The organism is Bacillus sp. B19-2 (assembly GCF_022832475.1).
GTDB lineage: Bacteria > Bacillota > Bacilli > Bacillales > Bacillaceae > Bacillus > Bacillus paralicheniformis.
In genome coordinates this window covers 403,890-426,041 of record NZ_JALHKQ010000002.1, presented here as the reverse complement: position 1 = coordinate 426,041, position 22,152 = coordinate 403,890, and the positions used below count along the sequence as shown (strand labels likewise).

Sequence of the window (22,152 nt, the reverse complement as noted above, 5' to 3'; positions counted from 1 at the left end):
CGCCGTTATCGGCAGCTGCCGCGTCTTTTTGCTATACTTTTAAGAAAAAAGGAGCTTAACTCAATGCTGGAATCGATTCATCACATCGCCATCATATGCTCGGATTATGAAGCATCCAAAACATTCTATGTCGACAAGCTCGGACTTGAGATTCTGAGCGAAACGTACAGAAAGGACCGGGATTCATATAAACTGGATCTTTCATTAAACGGCCGCTATGTCATCGAGCTGTTTTCTTTTCCAGATCCGCCCGAGCGCCTTACCAGACCGGAAGCTGCCGGACTCCGCCATTTGGCTTTCACAGTGGCCGATCTAGATCAGACCGTCAAGGAGCTCAAGCAAAAAGGCATCACTGCTGAACCGATCCGCACCGATCCCGGAACAGGCAAGCGCTATACGTTCTTCTCCGACCCGGACGGCCTGCCTTTAGAGCTTTACGAGGCATAGCGACGCCTTCGCCATCTGTGGAAAAAACGCTTTCTTTGCCGAATCCCTTCTTCTTTTGTCTAACAGGAAGGAAGCTTTTCATTCAGGTCGAATACCCTTTTTAATGAACAGTTACAGGTTAAAAGGAGGTATCATATGAATACTGCTGATGCGGCAAATGAACTCGGGGTTTCAACCAAAACGGTGCAGCGCTGGGTCAAGCAGCTGCAACTGCCCGCTTCCCGAAATGAGCTTGGCCACTACTTTTTCACGAAAGACGATATCGCCATCTTAAAAGAAGTAAAAGAGCAGTTAAAAAACGGTACGCCTATGCAGGATGTCACGATCAAACGCCCGAAAAAAACCTTCTTCATCAAGAAAAACGAAATGATTCAAACGGAAGAGCCTGCACCGCAACTGAATGAGCGGCTCGAAGAAAGGCTGCAGCGTTTTTTAGAACATGAACAGCTTGAACGCGAGCTGCTCCAAAAGAAAATCGCTGAGCTGGAAAGAAAGCTTGAACAAAAAGCGGACGATGTCGTCTCCTATCAGCTTCTGCAGCAAAGGCGCGAACTGGAAGAAGAACGGCAGCAGATCAAACATCTCGAACAGAAAATCAGCGAATTGGAAAACATGAACCGCCAGGAAAAAGATACAGCCGGCAGAAGAGAAGAAAAAAAACCGAAAAGCAAATTGAAATCGATCTTCTCTTTTTAAAGCGCAAAAAAGCTTGCAAGGCCAACGGCTTCTTGCAAGCTTTTTCCTTATGCTGTAATGGCAATCAATATCGGTAGTGAAATAATTGACAGTACCGCACTGATCACAAACGCGGATGCCGTTTCTGCTTCCTGGCTTTCAAAGTTTGTAGCAATCATAGCCGCCACGGCAGAACCAGGGAATGCCACAAGCAGAACCGCTTTTGTCATGTCAGCGGAAGAAAGGCCGACGACCATCGCGATCAAAAACATTAAAGCAGGCTGAGCAGCGACTTTTAATAAAGCGATGCTCAAAGCAGGCATGCTGAATTTGATTTTACGGATTCCGACAGTCACCCCGACTGCGAAAAGGGCGATACCTGAAGTCGTATTTCCGATCATATCAAGCATTTTCTGCGGCAATTCAGGAATTTGCAGACCGAATAATACAAGAATGATACTTGCAAGCGGCGCAAAAGCGAGCGGTTCAGACAAACCGTGTAAAATTGATTTTCCTGTTACCTTCCAAATGCTTTCTGTCGTTTCCGTTTGTTTTTTAGAAGAACGGCCGACAGTTCCAACGATGATCGCAAGAGGATCAAGCATCGCATTCACGACAATTCCCGTAATCGCGATCGGAATCGCAACTTCCTGCATACCGAACAGGCTGCCCAATACCGGAATTCCCATAAAAGCAAATGTCGGCTGAGCTGAGTTTAATGAGAACATTGAAGCATCTGTTAAATCGTATTTAAACAAAAATCGTAAAAGAAGTAAAATAATAACGTAAAATCCAACGATACCGATAACCAATGAAATCATCAGCGGAATCTGGCTGTAAAACTTATCTTTTGGCGTTGACAAAATGCTTGATACAAAGTGGGCCGGAAGCGCGTATTTCGTAACGAGCGTGCTTACCCCTTTTGCAGATTTAGCATCATAGCTTCCAAAGTGACCCGCGAACCATCCCAGCGCAATAACAAAAAATATTGGCGCAAGGAGGATTAAAATATTTAAAAAGTCCAAGACTGTTTCCTCCTCTATGTTGTCCCTTTCAGGGGACGAATTAACGGCGGCTGATAAATGCGGGAAGCCCTGTTACCAGCCGCCGATCCCGTTTTTTCATCTTTGATTGGTGCAGCCCGGTGACAAAACATCCGGACCCGGGCTGCCGTTTCTTTTTATCGTTTCCTCAGTAATAAATATTAGTCGCGCTTTGCAACAATTGTTTGGTATTCCGGACGCCACATGGCTTCGCGAACGGCCTTTTCGACATCTTCAGGCTGAACTTGGGCCACGCCGTCTTTAATGGCAGCTTTCACAACATCAATTGCCACTTGAACAGATACGTCTTGCAGGTCGTCAATTTTCGGCAGAAGGCCTGCACCCGGTTTTTCATGGTCAACCATGTTCGCGACCGCGTTTGCAGATGCGGCAAACATGCCGTTTGTGATGACTTTCGCTTTCGAAACGATTGTTCCCAGGCCTAATCCAGGGAAGACGAAAGCATTATTGGATTGTCCGATTTCGTGTTTCACGCCATTGTACTCAACAGCTTCAAACGGGCTTCCCGTCGCCACAAGCGCTTTTCCGTCCGTCCATTTGAACAAGTCTTCAGGAACAGCTTCAGCCAGATGTGTCGGATTGGACATCGGCAGAATCACCGGACGCTCAGTATGAGCCGCCATCTCTTTGATAATTTCTTCAGTGAAGGCACCGGCGACACCTGATGTACCAATCAGAATGGTAGGCTTCACTTGACGGATGACTTCCTCAAAGGAAATCTCTCCCTTTTCATTGCGTTTCCATTCTTTCACTTCTTCCGTATCACGCAAATACGGTTCTTGGAAATCCAAAATTTGATCCATGCCTGTCGTTAATAATCCTCTGTAGTCGACTGTCCAGAATGCGCGGCTGGCTTCTTCTTCTGAAAGCCCTTCAAGCACCATGGTGTCGCGAATTTGGTCAGCAATTCCGATACCCGCAGAACCAGGTCCGAAGATGACGACGCGGTGGTCTTTCAAAGACGTGCCAGTCTTTTGGACAGCTGCTAAAATGGCTGCCAGCGTGATAGCCCCTGTTCCTTGGATATCATCATTAAATGTTGAAATTTTATGGTTATATTTACTCATAATGTTGCGGGCGTTTTTATTTCCGAAATCTTCCCAGTGAAGAAGTGCATCAGGGAAAAACTTCAATGCTGTTTCAACATAAGCGTCGATAAATTGTTCGTAACGCTCGCCTTCTACACGCGGATGACGGTTTCCGATGTAAAGCGGATCGTTTAGCAGTTTTTCGTTATTCGTTCCGACATCCAGTACGACCGGGATGACGCGGCTCGGATCGATTCCCGCTGCCGCCGTATATACTGCAAGCTTACCAATTGCAATGTTGATGCCTCCGACGCCCCAGTCGCCGATACCCAAGATGCTTTCGGAATCGGTCGCAACGATCAAATCGATGTCATCAGCAGATGCCTGCAGGTTTTTAAATGCCGTCTCGATTCCGTCTATATCATCGATTGACAAGTAAACACCGTGCGGTCTGCGGTATTCGTGGCTGTATTCCTGAATCGCTTCCCCGACAGTTGGCGTATAGACAACCGGAAGCATTTCACGCAGATGGTTTTGCAATAATTTATAGAAAAGCACTTCGTTTCTGTTTTGCAGATCGTTCAAATATACATTTTGACGAAGTCTGTCAGGTTGACGGGAAAATTGTTCATAAGCCCGGTCCGCCTGCTGATCAAGGCTGAGAACAGTCGGCGGCAGAAGCCCTTCAAGACCAAGGTTTTTTCTTTCTTCAAGCGAAAATGCAACACCTTTATTAAGCGTCGGAATGGAAAGAACGTCTTTTCCCCGCAAAGAAGTCTCCAAATATCCTTCCTTCGTTCTTCTCATGTTGTTCACACTAATTACCTTCTTTCTTAAAATGTTAATGAAGTGAAATAAATACGGTAAACAATATAGAACATTTGCCTTTTTACACATGTAGATTGTCAAATATGTAACGCGCGTTTTTGACAAAAAACTGAACATTTCCTAAAACCTATTTACTTTTTACTGACTACAGTAAGTCATTTTATGCCTGACTTTGTCAAAATTCAAGCGATGAAAATTAGTTAATTTTTTCGTATTCTTAATTAAGTTTTTTAATTACATTAATTCCTATAAAAAGGATTCAATAAAAAAAACACTTGTTTTTACCAAGTGTTTTTGCGTGAAAATCTATATGTTTTTCCGATTTCATTTTGGCTTTCCAGGCACTTCATGATGGTGGCGGCAGCGTGCTTCATATGCTTCGGAAGCCCCCACCAAAATGACCGGATCGTCATAAGAAGCAGGTTTTCCATTGATCAGCCTCTGCGTACGGCTGGCCGGAGATCCGCAGACAGAGCACACCGCTTGCAGCTTCGTCACCGTTTCCGCTAAAGCCATAAGATCAGGCACGACACCGAAAGGCTCGCCCCGGAAGTCCAAATCAAGACCTGCTGCAATCACACGGTAGCCCTGATCAGCCAGAGAAGTTAACGTGCCGACAATCGTTTCGTCAAAAAACTGGACTTCATCGACGCCGATGACATCCGTTTCTTTGCTTATGTATTGAAAAATGTCTTCCGGAGATGCGATGGCATGGCAAACAATGGATGTCCCATTATGCGAAACAACCGATTCGCTGCTGTAGCGATTATCAATGGCCGGTTTAAACACTTTGACTTCCTGTCTCGCAAACGTTGCCCTTTTGATCCGGCGGATCAGCTCCTCTGACTTGCCCGAAAACATGCTTCCGCATATGAGCTCAAGCCATCCGCTTTGCTTCATGATGTACATCCGACTAACTCCTCTCCAGCAATAATTGCAAGTAAAAAAACAGGCAAGAAAAATCCTGCCTGTTTATCATATCTATTATTACTTAAGACCGTATTTTTTGTTAAAGCGATCAACACGACCATCAGCAGAAGCGAATTTTTGGCGGCCAGTGTAGAACGGATGGCATTCAGAACAAATCTCAACGCGTACCTCTTCTTTTACTGAACCTGTTTCAAATTCGTTTCCACAAGCGCATTTGACTGTTGCTTTTTTGAACTCAGGATGAATTCCTGCTTTCATGTCTGTCATCTCCTTCCGCCCTGAATCCAATTCGGAAACAGAGTTATTATTCCGGGACAAAACCTCCGGAACGCATATGATAGAATTATAACAGCGATTCGGACGTTTTGCAAACTAAAGTTTTAAATCAGCGCCTTGCCGCTGACATATTCGCTTGCTTCCATTCCTGGATCAGAATATCGAAAAACTCCTGATTCGTTTTCGTCTTTTTCATTTTTCTCATGAATTTTTCGACGAAATCAGGCGTGTCAGACATCGTTTTCCGGATGGACCACAGACGGTCAAGGTGCTCTTTCGGAACGAGAAGCTCTTCTTTACGCGTACCCGAACGGCGAATATCAATGGCAGGAAAGATTCTTCTTTCCGCAAGAGAACGGTCAAGATGAAGCTCCATGTTCCCTGTCCCTTTAAATTCTTCATAGATGACGTCATCCATCCGCGAGCCCGTGTCGACAAGAGCGGTCGCCAGGATCGTTAAACTGCCGCCCTCTTCGATGTTGCGGGCCGCTCCAAAGAAACGCTTTGGACGGTGGAAAGCGCCGGGATCGATTCCCCCTGACAACGTTCGGCCGCTCGGCGGAATGACTAGGTTATAAGCGCGGGCAAGCCTTGTAATGCTGTCCATTAAAATGATAACGTCCTTTTTATGCTCAACAAGCCTCATCGCACGTTCCAATACAAGCTCGGCCACCTTGATGTGGTTTTCAGGAACTTCGTCAAACGTTGAGCTGACAACATCTCCTGCAACCGAACGTTCGATGTCGGTCACTTCCTCAGGTCTTTCATCGATAAGAAGCACGATCAGCTCCGCTTCCGGATGATTGGTTGTGATGCTGTTCGCGATCTCTTTCAAGAGCATTGTTTTACCTGCTTTAGGCGGAGCGACGATCAGACCGCGCTGTCCGAAGCCGACCGGCGCCATCATGTCCATGATCCGTGTTGACAGGTGATTCGGTTTCGTTTCAAGCACCATCTGGCGGTCTGGATAAAGCGGCGTTAACGCTGGAAAGTGGACGCGTTCTTTTGCCGATTCAGGATCGTCTCCGTTAACCGCTTCAACATGCAGAAGGCCGTAATACCGTTCGTTTTCTTTTGGAGGACGGACCTTTCCGGACACTTTGTCACCGTTTCTCAAATCAAAACGACGGATTTGCGAAGCGGAAATATAGATATCCTCTGAACTAGGGGAATAATTGATCGGTCTGAGAAAGCCGAACCCTTCGGACTGGATGATTTCCAATACGCCTTCCATGAACAGCAGATCTTCCTGCTCGGCGTTTGCTTTCAGAATGGCAAAAATCAGTTCCTTTTTTGTCAGTTTGCTGTAATAAGAGACTTTATAATGCCTTGCAAGCTCATACAGCTCTTTTAATTTCATATTTTCCAAAGATGAAATGGATACATCTTTCACTAAGAACACCACTCTTTTCTAATCGAATAATTTACTTTGTTTCATCAATTTCACGTAAGACGCTTATTTATACTGCCGATTCGTTTACCGGCAACGCTTCTACCCATATATATCGACGTATTGAAAAGGATTATAAGTATGAGTCGAGAAAGAAGCGAGGACTTAACAAGAGAAGATAATCGCATATCTGATAGATGCGGCAGGATTTTGGCTCTCTAAGAACCAACATGTGCAGAAAATTTCGCAGCACTCTTTAGTTTTACCTCATTTGTCGTACATATTCAACTTCATTTACGATTTGACATGAAATTGATAGAGATGACCCTGTTTTGAAAATGCTTTGACATGAAGAAGAAAAGCCGTTAGCTATTGTATCAGAGTATGAACCTTGATTCAATTCGTGAAGTGAAATACAAGGGAAAAGCGGGTCGTCTATATCCCCGCTTTTCTCTTCCTTATGGCCGGATGACCAGGTTAGGTTTTTTCTTGAGACTGTGTCTTCCGTCCACAAACCGCACCGTACCGGATTTCGCTCTCATGACTATACTGTGGGTCGTTCCAACAGATCCTTTGAATTGCACGCCTTTCAAAAGCTCTCCGTCTGTGACACCGGTTGCGGCGAAAATCGCGTCGTCTCCTTTGACGAGGTCTTCCATGCGGAGCACTTTGCCCGTATCAAGCCCCATCTTTTCACAGCGTCTCAGTTCTTCTTCGTTTTGAGGAAGAAGCTTTCCGTGAATTTCTCCTCCGAGAGCTTTGAGTGCGACAGCAGACAGGACGCCTTCCGGAGCGCCTCCTGAGCCGAATAAAATATCGACGCCTGTATGATCAAAAGCGGTGTTAATGGCACCGGCCACGTCCCCGTCATTGATCAGCTTGATTCGGGCGCCCGCTTCGCGAAGCTCATGGATGATTTTCTCGTGCCGCGGACGGTTCAAAATCGTGGCTACGACATCTTCTACATCTTTATTTTTTGCTTTTGCCACAGCTTTCAAGTTATCAATCACAGGCGCTTCAATATCGATGCAGCCGACAGCTTCAGGACCTACAGCGATTTTATCCATATACATGTCAGGCGCATTCAGCAGGTTTCCGTGATCAGCCACAGCAATGACTGCGAGCGCGTTCCATCCGCCGCTTGCGACGATGTTCGTCCCTTCGAGAGGATCTACTGCTACGTCTACGCGAGGGCCGTAGCCGTTGCCGAGCTTTTCTCCAATATAAAGCATCGGCGCTTCGTCCATTTCCCCTTCTCCGATTACGACCGTTCCCTTCATAGGAATGGTGTCAAACACATCCCTCATGGCGCTTGTCGCGGCGTCGTCGGCCTCGTCCTTTTTACCTCTACCCATCCAGCGCGCTGACTTAAGCGCAGCCGCTTCTGTCACACGCACCAGCTCCATCGATAAGCTTCTTTCCATCCCTATCTAATCTCCTCTCCCCCATATGAAATCGTTTTATGTTTGATCTATCACAGCATTTGTCCATCAGGAATTTTGCAGCTGTTCAATTTCCTGGTCTGTCAATTTTTCGCGCCAGACAGTGGCCCCGAGCTTTGCCAGCTTTTCTTCAAGCTGGCTGTAGCCTCTGTCAAGGTGCTCCAAACCGGTGATTTCAGTGACTCCTTCCGCCATTAGACCCGCTACAACGAGACACGCTCCCGCCCGCAGATCGCTCGCTTTCACCTTGGCGCCCTGCAGCGGAACGGGACCGGTAATAATCGCCGATCTGCCTTCGACCTTCATCGACGCGCCCATGCGCCTCAGCTCGTCAATATGTTTGAAGCGGGCGGAATAAATGGTGTCAGTGACGACGCTCGTCCCGTTTGCCTTCGTTAAGAGCGATGTCATCGGCTGCTGCAGATCGGTCGGAAAACCGGGGTATACGAGCGTTTTCAAATCGACCGGTTTCAGCTCTTTCTGCCCGCCGACCATTAAAATCTGCTCGCTGCTTTCTTCGATTCGAACCCCCATTTCGCGGAGCTTGGCGATTAACGATTCCAAATGCGTCGGAATCACATTATCAATCAGCACTTCTTGTCCCATGGAAGCGGCTGCGATCATGAAAGTGCCGGCTTCGATCCGGTCCGGAATAATCGAGTGTCTGCACCCGTGAAGCGACTCAACGCCTTCGATGCGGATGACATCCGTACCGGCACCTTTTATTTTTGCTCCCATGCTCGTTAAAAGGGTGGCAACATCGATAATCTCAGGTTCTTTCGCAGCGTTTTCAATTACGGTTCTGCCTTTGGCAAGCACGGCGGCAAGCATGATGTTGATCGTTGCTCCAACACTGACGACATCAAGATAAATGCGCGCGCCTTTTAATTCCTCTGCACGCAGATAGATCGCACCCTGTTCGTTCGTCACTTCGGCTCCGAGCGCCTCAAAACCTTTGATATGCTGATCAATCGGTCTCGGACCGAGGTGGCAGCCGCCTGGAAGGCCGATGACCGCTTTCTTAAAGCGTCCGAGCATCGCGCCCATTAAGTAATAAGAAGCCCGAAGCTGTTTCACTTTTCCATTCGGCAAAGGCATGCTGATCATCGGCGCAGGATCAACGACCATTTCTCCCTTTTCAAAGTGAACGTTTCCGCCGATCTCTCTCAGCAGATCGCGCAGCGTCAAAATGTCTGAAATATGGGGAAGGCCTTCAAGCGTAACCGTCGAATCAGCCAAAATCGTCGCGGGTATGAGAGCGACAGCGCTGTTTTTCGCTCCGCTTATATGTACTGTGCCATTGAGAGGATCGCCGCCGGCTATATTTAACTTTTCCATGATCGTCTCCTTCCTTAAAGAAGATAGCTAATGGAGCGCTTCATAATGAGATTTCCAAAATAAATGGTTCATTTCAAAATCTATCCAATTAGAAGAGAAAGAATACAACACATTTTAAATTTATCGGGAAGAAAAGTAGCGAAGCAGACTGCGGCAAGGTTCTCTTCTGCAAAACATTCATTTCTCTTTGTAAGACAAAATGGTGACAAACGGAGGGAGCCCCTCCACTTGCCACCCACATGAAGCAATTATTTATTCCAGTCAGCTAAAAACTGTTCAATCCCTTTATCAGTAAGCGGGTGCTTTGTAAGCTGATGAATGACTTTGAGAGGCATCGTGCCGATATGCGCTCCCCTTAGCGCGGCTTCAGTCACATGCTGCGCATGGCGGATGGACGCGGCGATGATTTGCGTGTCCAAACCGTGCACATCGAAAATTTGTTTAATTTCACTGATCAAATCGAGGCCGTTGTGGCCGATATCGTCAAGGCGTCCCAGGAACGGGGAAACATACGTAGCTCCTGCTCTTGCGGCAAGAAGCGCCTGGTTTGCGCTGAAGATCAGCGTGACGTTCGTTTTAATCCCGAGATCGGTTAATGCTTTAACAGCTTTCAGGCCGTCAGACGTCATCGGAATTTTCACCGTAATATTCGGCGCGATTTTCGCAAGCTCTTTTCCTTCTTCAATCATCTCTTCAGCCTTCAGAGAAATAACCTCAGCGCTGACTGACCCAGAAACCACTTCGGTAATTTCACGCAGACGGTCATGAAACGAAATGTTTTCTTTTGCTACTAAACTAGGATTTGTCGTAACTCCCGCAAGCACGCCGAGAGCGTGCGCCTCTTTAATTTCGTCTAAATTTGCAGTATCAATAAAAAACAGCATATTGATAAAACCTCCTGTCATGAAAATGTCTGAACTGTGGAACTTGTTTGCGCTTTCCGGATGATATGGATAAAACCGCCTGTCGCTATCAGGCGGCTTTTTTGACTGAACGGGAAGCAAAAGAGCCTCATGCCGTCAAAGGCATGTGTTAACAGCACTTCCCTAAAACATCAGAAAAACATCCTGTTTCCCCGGCTTTGCGGGAAAACAGATGCTTTTCCAATCGTCATTATGCTTTGTTTGAAGAACCAAATTCACGCATTTTGCCGATCACTGTTTCTTTGATAGCTTCGCGTGCAGGTCCGAGGTATTTGCGCGGATCATACTCTTCAGGCTTCGCAGCAAGCGTTTCGCGAACAGCTTTCGCAGAAGCAATTTGATTTTCAGTGTTGACGTTGATTTTTGCCGTACCTAAAGAAATAGATTTCTTAATGTCGGCAGTCGGAATGCCTGTACCGCCATGAAGTACGAGCGGAAGACCAGTCGCGTTTCCGATTTCTTCCATTTCTTCGAATCCAAGGTTTGGTTCGCCTTTGTAAGGGCCGTGAACAGAACCTAATGCAGGTGCAAGGCAGTCGATTCCTGTGCGCTCAACAAGTTCTTGGCACTCTTTAGGATCCGCGTAGATGACGCCTTCTGCAATGACGTCGTCTTCCTGTCCGCCTACAGTTCCAAGCTCAGCTTCAACTGATACGCCGTGGAAATGAGCGAGCTCAACAACTTTTGAAGTCGTCGCAACGTTCTCCTCGAAAGGATGGTGGGAAGCGTCGATCATAACGGAAGTGAATCCCGCATGAATCGCTTTTGCACAAGATTCAAAGCTTGAGCCGTGGTCTAAATGAATCGCAACAGGTACTGTTACGTTGTATTCTTCCATCAGCGCTTTAACCATTGCCACAACGGTTTTAAATCCGCCCATATAGCGTCCTGCACCTTCTGATACACCGAGGATAACAGGAGATTTCTCTTCTTCAGCGGCTTGTAAAATCGCTTGAGTGAACTCAAGGTTATTTAAGTTAAATTGTCCGACAGCATATCCGTTTTCTTTTGCTTTATTCAACATTTCCGTCATTGATACTAAAGGCATGTCGAAAGTCCTCCTTATGTAGCCTGATTTGCTTTTGCGAAAAAAGCCTCCACACCTACCTAGCATGACCAGAAAAAACCGCCATATGTAAAATGTTTTGGTTTTTTAAATACGTTAGATAGCTTTTCTCTACTTATATAGAATAACAATTAATCAACAAATCGGCAACATTGTGACTGTGACAACATCAAAAACTTTTCCGCTATCCGTTGGATTTTATGGGCAGATAGGTTTTAACGGCATCGCGAATTTCGTCGATGTCAAAAGGCTTCGCAAAGTGCGTCAGGGCTCCAAGCTCTTTCGATTCCTGGATCATGTCGAGCTCTCCGTAGGCCGTCATAATGATGACGCGGATCCCCTCGTCAATGACCTTCATCCTTTTCAAAATTTCAATTCCGTCCATGCCGGGGATTTTCATATCGAGCAAAACGAGGTCGGGGCGCTGGTTTTTCACAATGTCAAGCGCTTGAATCCCGTTCGCAGCCTGGAAGGTTTTGTATCCTTCTTTATTGAAAACTTCATTCAGCAGAACCCGAATCCCGTACTGGTCGTCTACGATTAAAATCTTCTCATTCATGATTTACACCTCTATATTTATAATTTTCGCCAAAATTAAGCAGTAGTTTATCTATTCTGTTTTGTTTTTCTCTTTTCCTTTAATTAAAATATTTAAGTTTGCGACATATTTAGAGGATTTTTCCCATTATTCTCTTTTGTTATATAATGATAGTCAGTAAAGAAGGAGGAGTCAGCTTGCTTAAAATTTTCACCACTCAATTGACGGGAATCTTCAACCGGATTCAAGAGGGCGAGGCCCAATCGATAGAGGACGGCGCCCGCTTGTTGGCCCAGGCGGTCATCAGTGATCATTCGGTTTATGTATACGGAAAAAATGAATTGGAAGGCATTTCGAAAGAAGCGATGTACAGTTCTGAACCGTTCCCCTCAGTCAAAGCGCTGCCGAAGGACGAAGAAAACTGGCCCGATTTTGAAATGACGGACAAAGTGCTGATGTTCTGCGCCGGTTCAGCGGATGACGAAGAGCTGAAAATGGCAGAAAAACTGTATGAACAAGGAATCGGACTTGTTGTCGTCTCCCCTTCGGGAAAAGACGGCGCCCCGATCGCATCATTCGCCGATGTCCATATCGATTCAAAGCTGAAAATGCCGCTTCTTCCTGATGAAGACGGAACAAGGTTCGGATTTCCGTCCCTGATGGTCAGCCTCTACATTTATCATGCCCTATCCTTTACATTAAAGGAAATTCTTCAGGAATACCAATAAAACAGGGTTGCCTAAAGGAAATTAATGACGGTGAGGCCGGCCTTAATGAATATAGTACCAGTTCAGGCCGCCATGATCACCAGAAAAATCCCAAAAAAAGGCCTGCCGGCGTGATTTGCCGGCAGGCCTTTTTCTTTTTTACAGCTTTTCCGAAGTCTTCAGCGAAGCATGTACGAAGTCTCTGAACAGAGCCTGAGGTCTTGTCGGTCTTGACGTGAATTCAGGGTGGAACTGAGACGCGACAAACCATGGATGGTCTTTAAGCTCGATAATTTCCACGAGGCGGCCGTCAGGGCTTGTCCCGGAAAATACGAATCCAGATTCTTCCATCTGCTGTCTGAACTCATTGTTGAATTCGTAGCGGTGGCGATGGCGTTCATAGACCACTTCATTTTCATACGCCTGATACGCTTTCGACCCTTCTTGAAGCTTGCACGGATAAAGTCCGAGGCGCAGTGTTCCGCCGAGGTCTTCAATGTCCTTTTGTTCAGGGAGAAGGTCGATAATCGGATACGGTGTGGAAGGATCGATTTCGGCTGAATGCGCTCCTTCAAGACCGAGCACGTTTCTCGCGTATTCAATCGATGCCACCTGCATTCCGAGGCAAATGCCGAAGAACGGAATCTTTTGTTCGCGGGCATATTTGACTGTCGTGATTTTCCCTTCAACACCGCGGTCTCCAAATCCGCCCGGCACAAGAATACCGTCCGCATTCTGAACAAGATCGGCAACGTTTTCTTCTGTCACTTCTTCCGCATTGATCCATTTAACCTGAATGTCTGCGTCAAACGCATAACCTGCATGGCGAAGCGATTCCACAACTGAAATGTAAGCATCAGGGAGCTCGACGTATTTACCGACCAAAGCGATGGTCACCGTTTTGGACAGACTTTTCACCTTTTTAACAAGTTCTTTCCATTCTTCCATATCGGCTTCTCTGCAATCCAGCTTCAAGTGGCTGCAGACCAGGCTGTCCAGCCCTTGTTTTTGCAGGTCGAGAGGAATGGAGTAGAGCGTATCCGCATCGCCGGCCTCGATGACGGCTTTAGGATCGATGTCGCAGAACAGCGCGATTTTATCTTTCATGTCCTGAGAAATCGGCATTTCTGTTCTCACGACGATGACATTTGGCTGGATGCCGAGGCTGCGCAGTTCTTTTACGCTGTGCTGAGTCGGCTTTGTTTTCATTTCTCCCGCCGCTTTAAGATATGGAACGAGCGTACAGTGAATGTACATCACATTGTCGCGGCCGACATCGCTCTTGATCTGGCGGATCGCTTCAAGAAACGGCAGCGATTCGATATCACCGACGGTTCCGCCGATTTCGGTGATCACGACATCAGCGCCCGTTTCTTTTCCGGCGCGGAATACGCGGTCTTTAATTTCATTTGTGATATGAGGTATAACCTGTACGGTACCGCCTAAATAATCGCCTCTGCGCTCTTTTTTCAGTACCGTGGAATAGATTTTTCCTGTTGTCACGTTGCTGTATTTATTTAAATTGATGTCGATGAAGCGCTCATAGTGGCCGAGGTCAAGATCCGTTTCCGCACCGTCGTCGGTTACGAACACTTCACCGTGCTGATACGGGCTCATCGTCCCCGGGTCTACGTTGATATACGGGTCAAATTTTTGAATGGTGACATTCAAACCTCTGTTCTTCAGCAGGCGTCCGAGCGAAGACGCCGTAATTCCTTTTCCAAGCGAGGATACAACTCCTCCGGTTACAAAGATATATTTTGTCATTTCTGTACCCCTCTCTTCGATTAACGCTTATTCCTTAAAATGCTCTTTTTATGAAAAATCATTTAGATCTTTTCTAAATGATTTAAATGATAAGGAGGCGGAAAAACAAGAAAGCTCCCTTTCAATTTCTTGAAAGGGAGCTGATAGTCCGTATCACTCGAATCTCTTCGTTTTGAAGAGCCCAAAATACATACTACATAGTTCGCCTGCGAAAGTCAAGATCGATTTAAACATGAATTCCGTTCAGACGGCAAAATTACTCTTCGTCTTCCTCTTCTTCAAAATCTTCCTCATCATCATCCAGGATCTCGTCTTCAAGATCATCCAGCTCATCATCGTCGGCTTCATCGATTTCTTCGAATTCATCGGCGTCAATGTCCAAATCTTCTTCGACATCGTCAAGAAGAATATCATCCTCATCGATTTCTTCGAATTCGTCAAGATCAAGATCTTCTTCAACCACTTTTTTCGCTTTTTTCTTTTTCGCTTTTACAGTCGGCTGTGTTTCTTCATCAAGCTGATCATACGGATACCAGCTGCGCAGGCCCCACGTTTGGTCTGACAGCGCCAAAAAGCGTCCGTCGATATTTAAATCTGTGTAGAACTGGGCGATGCGGTCTTCCAGCTCTTCTTTCCCCATTCCAAGCAAGGAAGCCACTTGATCTGTTAGCTCCTGGAATGTAATCGGTTTTTTGTGTTCCGAGAAAATTTCGTATGCGATTTCAACTAAAGCCATTTCCTTTAGCTGTTCCTCTGAGTATTGTTTCAAACTCATCGCCAGACACTCCCTTTCTATCTTCATGTATGTATCTACTATCTCTGTCATAGAAAATAAGCATGTAATCCCTGTCTTTACGACAAACCATACCTCTCATTATAAACAAAAGAAATCACTTTATGCCACCTTTATTCCCGTTAATTCAATAATTTTTACCTGTTGCATTGGAAATCGGCGGCAAGCGGGATTGAAACATAGAACAGCCGGGAGCGTCCGGCCCCTTGAAAACGAAAAAAACTGCGTCGGCGGCCTGTCCGCCGGCAGCAGCCCAAACCGTGCCAGACGGCTGTTTTCCACCCTTATTTCATCAGCATTCTCGAAATGACGAGCTTTTGAATTTCCTGCGTTCCTTCATAGATTTGTGTGATTTTTGCATCGCGCATAAAGCGCTCGACCGGATAATCCTTTGTGTAGCCGTATCCGCCGAATATTTGCACGGCCTCCGTCGTCACTTTCATAGCCGTATCCCCTGCGTATAGCTTTGACATGGCGGAAGCTTTTCCATAAGGCAGCCCCTCTGATTCAAGCCATGCCGCCTGGTAGGTTAAAAGCCTTGAAGCTTCAATCTCAGTCGCCATATCAGCCAGTTTAAAAGCGATGCCCTGCTGCTCGGCGATCGGCCTGCCGAATTGCTTCCGCTCTTTCGCATACGCCTTCGCCGCCTCAAATGCACCCTGGGCAATCCCGACGGCTTGAGCGGCAATTCCGTTTCTGCCTCCATCAAGCGTCTGCATTGCGATTTTAAAGCCTTCACCTTCCCCGCCAAGGCGGTTTTTTAAAGGCACGCGGCAGTCCTGAAAGATAATTTCGGTTGTCGGCGATGAACGGATGCCCAGTTTCCTTTCTTTTTTCCCGACAGAAAAACCGGGAAAATCCTTTTCAACGATAAAAGCGGTTGTGCCTTTGTGCTTCTGTTCCGGCGCAAGGTTGGCAAACACGATGTAGATGTCTGCAATTCCGCCATTTGTGATAAAGATCTTCGTTCCGTTTAAAATATACTCATCACCATTTCTGACCGCGGTCGTTTTCATGCCGCCGGCATCAGAGCCTGAACCGGGCTCCGTCAATCCGTAGGCGCCTATCTTTTCACCGCGGGCCATCGGCTTTAAGTATTCCTGCTTCTGTTCTTCCGTTCCGAATGCATAAATCGGCCAGCCCGCAAGCGAAGTATGGGCTGACAAGGTGACGCCCGTTGAGGCGCAGACTTTGGAAAGCTCTTCAACCGCGATGACATAGGCGAGATAGTCGCTGCCGATCCCCCCGTATTCTTCAGGCCACGGTATTCCCGTCAGCCCCAATTCCGCCATTTTGGAAAATAGTTCTATGTCAAACCGCTCTTCCTCATCCCGCTCCTTTGCAGTCGGCTCCACCTCTTGACGGGCAAAGTCGCGCACCATCTTCTGTATCATTTGGTGCTCTTCACTCAGCTTAAAGATCATTCTTTTCCCCCCTTATAAATGCTTACCGATGACGATCCGCTGGATCTCGCTCGTGCCCTCATAAATTTCACACACTTTCGCATCTCTGAAATATCGTTCAGCGCTGAAATCCTTTGTATATCCGAAGTCTCCGAGCAGCTGCACGGCCTCTCCGGCGACATACATCGCCGTTTCCGAAGCGAACAGTTTGGCCATTGAAGCAGCCTTTCCCGTCTGAACGCCTTGCTGTTTCAATGAAGCGGCCTGATAGACGAGAAGCCTGGCCGCCTCTGTCCTCGCCGCCATGTCGGCCAGCTTAAAGGCAAGCCCTTGCCCGTTCTTATACAGCTCTCCGTCCGGATACCGTTTTTCCAGAAATTGGACGGCTTCAGAAAGCGCTCCTTCGGCGATACCCAGAGCCTGCGCCGCAATTCCGATCCGCCCGGTATCCAGATTGGAAAGGGCCATTTTGAATCCTTTTCCTTCCTTCCCCAGCAGCTGCCGGGCGGGAATGACAGCGTTATCAAAACTTAAAGTGACCGTCAGCGAACCGTGAAGCCCCATTTTCTCTTCATTTTTCCCGATAAAAAAGCCCGGCGTGCCCTTCTCCACAATAAAAGCCGAAATGCCTCCCGCTCCCTCTTTCGGATCGGTTGAAGCAAAAACAAGATAAATGTCCGCGGCACCGCCGTTTGTGATAAAAACTTTCGTTCCGTTCAGCACATAGGTATCGCCGCGCTTTATGGCCCTGGTTTTTAGACTGCCCGCATCGGAACCGGCACTCGGTTCGGTTAAACAAAAAGCTCCCAAGTACTGCCCTGCTGCCAGCTTTTTAACATAGTGCTCTTTTTGCCGCTCATTTCCGTATAAAAGAATGGGAATGGTGACAATTGACGTGTGTACAGATAGAACCGCGCCAAGAACGGCGCTTTTCTTTGACAGCTCATGGATGGTCATCATATAGGTGATAAAGTCATGACCGGCTCCGCTGTACTTAGCCGGTATCGGAATCCCCATCCAGCCGCGCTCCGCCATTTTCTTCAAAAGAGAGGTTGGAAAACGCCCTTTCTCCATTTCAGGTACAAAAGGAGCGACCTCCTGTTTAACAAATTGCCTGACAATCTTCTGCATGCGGGTCTGCTCTTCTGTAAACTGAAAATTCAAGGTCACCCCTCCTTATGTCGGCTGCTTTTCGTACGTGTAAAACCCTCTGCCCGTTTTCTTTCCGAGACGTCCTGCGCTGACATATTGTTTAAGGAGCGGACATGGCCGGTATTTATCATCGCCAAAGCCTTCATGCAGCGTCTCCATAATATACAGACACGTATCCAGACCGATCAGATCAGCGAGAGCCAGCGGGCCCATCGGATGGTTCATGCCTAGCTTCATGATTCCGTCTATGCTTTCTTTCTCGGCGACGCCTTCATAAAGCGCAAAAACTGCCTCATTAATCATCGGCATTAAAATGCGGTTGGAGATAAATCCCGGAAAATCCCGCACCTCGATCGGAACCTTGTTCATCCGCTCCGCCGCAGCCACGACAGTTTCATATGTTTCACCGCTCGTCTCAAGCCCCCTGATGACCTCGACAAGCTGCATGACCGGAACCGGGTTCATAAAATGCATGCCGATGACATTCTGAGGTTTTTTCGTGACGGAAGCGAGTTCCGTAATCGACAATGACGATGTATTTGATGCCAATATGGCTAAGTCTTCGGTCACTTCATCAAGCCGTTTGAAAATTTCTTTTTTTACATCCATTTGCTCAACAGCCGCTTCAATGATGAGAAAAGCTTCCCGCGCTTCGTCGAGCGAAGCCGAAGGGGAAAGACGCTGGTAGATTTGCTGCACGTCACCATGCGGAAGCTTGCCTTTTTCCGCCTGTCTGACTAGCTGGCCGGAAATGCGCTTCATTCCCTCTTCAATTTGGTCAGGTGATACGTCATGCATGTAAACATTGTATCCGGCCTGGGCAGAGACCTGGGCGATCCCGGCTCCCATCTGGCCGGCTCCGATGACCATGATCGTGTCTTTTTTCATTTAAAATCCCCCTTTTTATACCTCGATCATCACGGCGTCTCCCTGACCGCCGCCGCTGCAAATGGCAGCAATACCTGTACCGCCGCCGCGCCGTTTTAATTCGTACATAAGCGTCAAAATGATTCTTGCCCCGCTCGCGCCGATCGGATGGCCAAGTGCAATGGCGCCGCCGTTGACATTGACCTTCTCCATGTCAAGGCCCGCGATCTTTCCGCTTGCCAAAGCTACCGCGGCGAAAGCTTCATTGATTTCAAACAGTTTGATATCAGAAAGCTCAGCTCCGGTTTTGTTAAGCAGTTCTCTGATGACAAGCCCTGGGGTTTTCGGGAAGTCTTTGGCTTCGACTGCAATGGATGTGTGCGCTTTAATGACGGCGGACGCCTTCACATTGAGTTCCTTTGCCCTGTCTTCATTCATCACGATAAGCGAACATGCCCCGTCATTTACACCCGGCGCGTTTCCCGCAGTAATTGTCCCGTCATGGTCAAAAACCGGAGCAAGCTGTGACAGCCTTTCCAATGACGTGTCGCGCCGCGGAGCTTCATCTTGATCGACCGTTAATTCGCCGCCCCGCTTTTGCGGTATACGAACCGGGACGATCTCTTCTCCGAGCGCACCTGAAGCCGCAGCCTGTACGGCCCGCATGTGGCTCCTGAGCGCCCATCGATCCTGCTCTTCCCTGGCAATCTCCAACTCTTTCGCAGCTGCATTTCCGTAGGAGCCCATATGAACGCCCGTAAATGAGCATGTCAGCCCGTCTGTGATCATCAAATCTTTAACCGCTCCGTCTCCCATTCTCAGCCCCCATCTCGCTTTTTGAAGCAAATAAGGGGCATTTGACATCGATTCCATACCTCCTGCGGCAATGACCTCCGCATCACCGGCCCGGATGATCTGATCCGCCATTGTGACGCTTCTTAAACCTGAAGCGCACACTTTATTAATCGTTTCCGTTTTGACGTCCCATGGCAGTCCCGCAAAACGCGCGGCCTGCCTCGACGGCAGCTGCCCCTGTCCGCCTTGAAGAACGGAACCCATGATGACTTCATCGACATCCTCAGGATGTACACCGGAACGTTTTAATGCTTCTTTTACGGCGATTCCGCCGAGCTCCGCTGCCGTCTTTGACTGAAGCGCGCCCCCGAGTTTTCCAAAAGGTGTGCGCGCGCCGCCTGCAATAACCGATCTCGCCACCTGACATCCTCTCCCCTTATCATGATTTGTGATACCGATGATAAAAGAAGGCGGAGATCCGGCTCACACCTTCTTTATTCAAAACATGAAATCCGTCTATGAAGCATGTTCTTTTTGTTCTGAGCCGAATACGGCGCGTTCAAGCAGTTCCGCCACATCGTAGGTGCCGATCTGATCCTCCATTTCCTTGGCTTTTGTTCCGTCGCCGAGCATCGTCAAACAATACGGACAGCCCGAACTGATGACAGAAGGTGATGTGCTGAGCGCCTGCTCCGTTCTGGCAACGTTGATCCTTGTGCCCGTCTCTTCCTCCATCCACATGAGACCGCCCCCCGCTCCGCAGCACATTCCGTTTTCACGGCTGCGTTCCATTTCTGCTAAACGGATGCCCGGAATGGAGCGCAGAATAGCGCGCGGCGGATCGTAAACCTCATTGTAGCGGCCCAAATAGCATGAATCATGAAAGGTGACGGTTTCGTGAACCGGAAACTCAGGTTTCAGCCTTCCTTCTTCAATAAGAGCAGCGAGCATTTCTGTATGATGATACACCTCCGCTTTCAGACCAAAATCAGGATATTCATTTTTAAAAATATTGTATGCATGCGGATCGATGGTTACAATTTTTCGAACATCATTTTTTTCGAATTCCTCAATGTTTTTTGCGGCAAGCTCCTGGAATAAAAACTCGTTGCCAAGCCGCCTCGGCGTATCGCCTGAATTTTTTTCTTTATTGCCTAAAATCGCGAACGTGACCCCGGCTTGATTGAGGAGACGCGCGAAAGCCATGGCGATCTTCTGGCTTCTCCGGTCATACGATCCCATCGACCCGACCCAAAACAGGTATTCAAAGGACTCGCCTTTTTTCTTCATTTCTTTCACTGTCGGCACCTTAACGTCGTCTCTCATGTCACGCCAGTTTTCGCGTTCTTTTCTGTTTAATCCCCAAGGGTTGCCCTGTCTTTCAATGCTCGTCATGGCGCGCTGGGCATCTGCATCCATTTTTCCTTCTGTGAGCACGAGATAGCGGCGGAGATCGATGATCTTGTCGACGTGCTCATTCATGACCGGGCACTGATCTTCACAATTCCGGCACGTTGTGCATGCCCAAATTTCCTCTTCGGTGATGATGTCGCCGATTAAGCTCGGATTGTACAGCTCTGAAGCAGCCGCTTCTCTTGATCCTTCTCCCCCCGCCCCCATGGCCAGCTGGTTGCCTTTCGTATGCTGAAAGAGCGGCGCGGGAACCCAAGGCGTTTTCGATGTTACTGCTGCTCCCTTTTCTGTCAAATGGTCTCTGAGCCGCAAAATCAGATCCATCGGCGAAAGCATTTTGCCTGTTCCGGTAGCCGGGCACATATTGGTACAGCGCCCGCATTCCACGCACGCGTAAAGGTCGATCAGCTGGGATTGCCTGAATTCCTCGATCCGTCCGACGCCGAACGTTTCTTTTGTTTCATCTTCAAAATCGATTTTTTGAAGCTTTCCCGGGTTTGTCAGCCGGCTGAAAAATACGTTTGCCGGTCCGGCAATTAAGTGGGCGTGCTTTGACTGCGGCACATAGACTAAAAATGTCAGTAAGATGAGAAGATGCGCCCACCATGCCGCATAGAACACTGCCGCTGAGGCGGTTTCTCCCATGAAGCCGAGGACAAAAGCGATGCCTGATGCCATCGGTTCGTGCCATGATAATGAATGTTCATGCCAGATCATGTTCATACCGTTTCCGAGTAAAACGGTAAACATCAAGCCGCCGATCAGCATGAGTACGATCCCCGACTTAAAATTACGCTTCAGTCTGACGAGTTTTTCAATATAGCGCCTGTGAAAGGCCCAGACTACCGCAATTAAAATCATCAGCGTGACGATTTCCTGAAAAAACGTAAACGCCGGGTAGACGCCGCCAAGCGGAAGTCCTTGATCGGGAACGAGCCCTTTCAAAATAAAATCGATCGCTCCGAACTGAACGAGAATAAAGCCGTAAAAAAACATGACGTGGATAATGCCGCTTTTTTTATCTTTAAGCAGTTTCTTTTGGCCGAACACGTTCTCCCATATCTTTTGAAGGCGCTCCTTCATCCGCTTATCAAAATCCTCTTTTTGTCCGAGCCTGATGTAACTGATTCTCGTTCGGATCAAGTAGACAAACAGATAAACGGCGTAAGCGGTTACACCTAAAAACGCAATGAAATTCAACCACAATAAGACATTCATCAGCTGCTCCCCCTTTCATTTTCCCAACCTTAAATCCCCTTGAACTACCTTTATCTTAAATAATGAATGAGTGTTCAGTCAATATATTTTCA

Annotated in this window: 20 protein-coding genes; 3 read left to right on the top strand and 17 right to left on the bottom strand. The window is 47.6% G+C overall.

Features of this window, described 5'->3' with window-relative positions:
• Positions 1–63 precede the first annotated feature (63 nt).
• Both gloA2 and racA read left to right on the top strand, forming a co-directional pair.
• Positions 64–447 (top strand): SMU1112c/YaeR family gloxylase I-like metalloprotein, encoded by a 384-nt coding sequence (gene gloA2, locus MST20_RS09300; RefSeq protein WP_165428314.1) that lies wholly within the window; start codon positions 64–66, stop codon positions 445–447.
• A 135-nt stretch (positions 448–582) separates the two neighbouring features.
• Positions 583–1,143 carry a chromosome-anchoring protein RacA gene (gene racA, locus MST20_RS09295; protein WP_243941726.1) on the top strand — a complete coding sequence of 187 codons (561 nt, stop codon included), beginning with the start codon at positions 583–585 and terminating at the stop codon, positions 1,141–1,143.
• 47 nt (positions 1,144–1,190) lie between these two features.
• Here the strand turns inward: racA and MST20_RS09290 are convergent, their stop codons facing one another.
• From MST20_RS09290 to MST20_RS09245, 10 genes are all read right to left on the bottom strand, one after another.
• On the bottom strand, positions 1,191–2,147 hold the full coding sequence (locus MST20_RS09290) for an AEC family transporter (RefSeq protein WP_243941725.1): 957 nt from the start codon (positions 2,145–2,147) through the stop codon (positions 1,191–1,193).
• 179 nt (positions 2,148–2,326) lie between these two features.
• Positions 2,327–4,030, bottom strand: coding sequence for an oxaloacetate-decarboxylating malate dehydrogenase (gene malS, locus MST20_RS09285; protein ID WP_243941723.1), 1,704 nt, complete (start codon positions 4,028–4,030; stop codon positions 2,327–2,329).
• A gap of 336 nt (positions 4,031–4,366) precedes the next feature.
• A complete protein-coding gene (locus MST20_RS09280) occupies positions 4,367–4,951 on the bottom strand; it encodes a thymidine kinase (protein WP_243941721.1) in 585 nt (194 codons plus the stop codon).
• A 78-nt stretch (positions 4,952–5,029) separates the two neighbouring features.
• Complete coding sequence (gene rpmE, locus MST20_RS09275; RefSeq protein WP_003186051.1) at positions 5,030–5,230, bottom strand: 50S ribosomal protein L31; 201 nt, start codon at positions 5,228–5,230, stop codon at positions 5,030–5,032.
• Between the two features lie 127 nt (positions 5,231–5,357).
• Complete coding sequence (gene rho, locus MST20_RS09270) at positions 5,358–6,641, bottom strand: transcription termination factor Rho (RefSeq protein WP_003186053.1); 1,284 nt, start codon at positions 6,639–6,641, stop codon at positions 5,358–5,360.
• A gap of 455 nt (positions 6,642–7,096) precedes the next feature.
• On the bottom strand, positions 7,097–8,062 hold the full coding sequence (glpX, locus tag MST20_RS09265; RefSeq protein ID WP_080131527.1) for a class II fructose-bisphosphatase: 966 nt from the start codon (positions 8,060–8,062) through the stop codon (positions 7,097–7,099).
• Positions 8,063–8,128: 66 nt separating this feature from the next.
• Complete coding sequence (locus MST20_RS09260; RefSeq protein WP_023857064.1) at positions 8,129–9,418, bottom strand: UDP-N-acetylglucosamine 1-carboxyvinyltransferase; 1,290 nt, start codon at positions 9,416–9,418, stop codon at positions 8,129–8,131.
• Positions 9,419–9,666: 248 nt separating this feature from the next.
• A complete protein-coding gene (gene fsa / locus MST20_RS09255) occupies positions 9,667–10,302 on the bottom strand; it encodes a fructose-6-phosphate aldolase (protein WP_020453287.1) in 636 nt (211 codons plus the stop codon).
• A 229-nt stretch (positions 10,303–10,531) separates the two neighbouring features.
• Complete coding sequence (locus MST20_RS09250; RefSeq protein ID WP_145646058.1) at positions 10,532–11,389, bottom strand: class II fructose-bisphosphate aldolase; 858 nt, start codon at positions 11,387–11,389, stop codon at positions 10,532–10,534.
• Between the two features lie 202 nt (positions 11,390–11,591).
• Complete coding sequence (locus tag MST20_RS09245; protein WP_094777382.1) at positions 11,592–11,969, bottom strand: response regulator; 378 nt, start codon at positions 11,967–11,969, stop codon at positions 11,592–11,594.
• Between the two features lie 173 nt (positions 11,970–12,142).
• Between MST20_RS09245 and MST20_RS09240 the strand changes: the two genes are divergently transcribed.
• Positions 12,143–12,673 carry a DUF2529 domain-containing protein gene (locus MST20_RS09240; RefSeq protein ID WP_243941719.1) on the top strand — a complete coding sequence of 177 codons (531 nt, stop codon included), beginning with the start codon at positions 12,143–12,145 and terminating at the stop codon, positions 12,671–12,673.
• Between the two features lie 138 nt (positions 12,674–12,811).
• Here the strand turns inward: MST20_RS09240 and MST20_RS09235 are convergent, their stop codons facing one another.
• The 7 genes from MST20_RS09235 to MST20_RS09205 all read right to left on the bottom strand — a co-directional run bounded on the left by MST20_RS09235 (position 12,812) and on the right by MST20_RS09205 (position 22,060).
• Positions 12,812–14,419, bottom strand: coding sequence for a CTP synthase (locus MST20_RS09235; protein ID WP_243941717.1), 1,608 nt, complete (start codon positions 14,417–14,419; stop codon positions 12,812–12,814).
• 256 nt (positions 14,420–14,675) lie between these two features.
• Entirely contained in the window at positions 14,676–15,194 is a 519-nt protein-coding gene (rpoE, locus tag MST20_RS09230) for a DNA-directed RNA polymerase subunit delta (protein WP_243941715.1), read from the bottom strand.
• A gap of 302 nt (positions 15,195–15,496) precedes the next feature.
• Positions 15,497–16,636 (bottom strand): acyl-CoA dehydrogenase, encoded by a 1,140-nt coding sequence (locus MST20_RS09225; protein ID WP_243941712.1) that lies wholly within the window; start codon positions 16,634–16,636, stop codon positions 15,497–15,499.
• 12 nt (positions 16,637–16,648) lie between these two features.
• Positions 16,649–17,779, bottom strand: a complete 1,131-nt coding sequence (locus MST20_RS09220) for an acyl-CoA dehydrogenase family protein (protein ID WP_243941710.1) — start codon at positions 17,777–17,779, stop codon at positions 16,649–16,651.
• A 12-nt stretch (positions 17,780–17,791) separates the two neighbouring features.
• Entirely contained in the window at positions 17,792–18,655 is an 864-nt protein-coding gene (locus MST20_RS09215; protein WP_243941708.1) for a 3-hydroxybutyryl-CoA dehydrogenase, read from the bottom strand.
• A 15-nt stretch (positions 18,656–18,670) separates the two neighbouring features.
• A complete protein-coding gene (locus MST20_RS09210) occupies positions 18,671–19,849 on the bottom strand; it encodes an acetyl-CoA C-acetyltransferase (protein WP_243941706.1) in 1,179 nt (392 codons plus the stop codon).
• A gap of 96 nt (positions 19,850–19,945) precedes the next feature.
• Positions 19,946–22,060, bottom strand: a complete 2,115-nt coding sequence (locus MST20_RS09205; protein ID WP_243941704.1) for a (Fe-S)-binding protein — start codon at positions 22,058–22,060, stop codon at positions 19,946–19,948.
• Positions 22,061–22,152 lie beyond the last annotated feature (92 nt).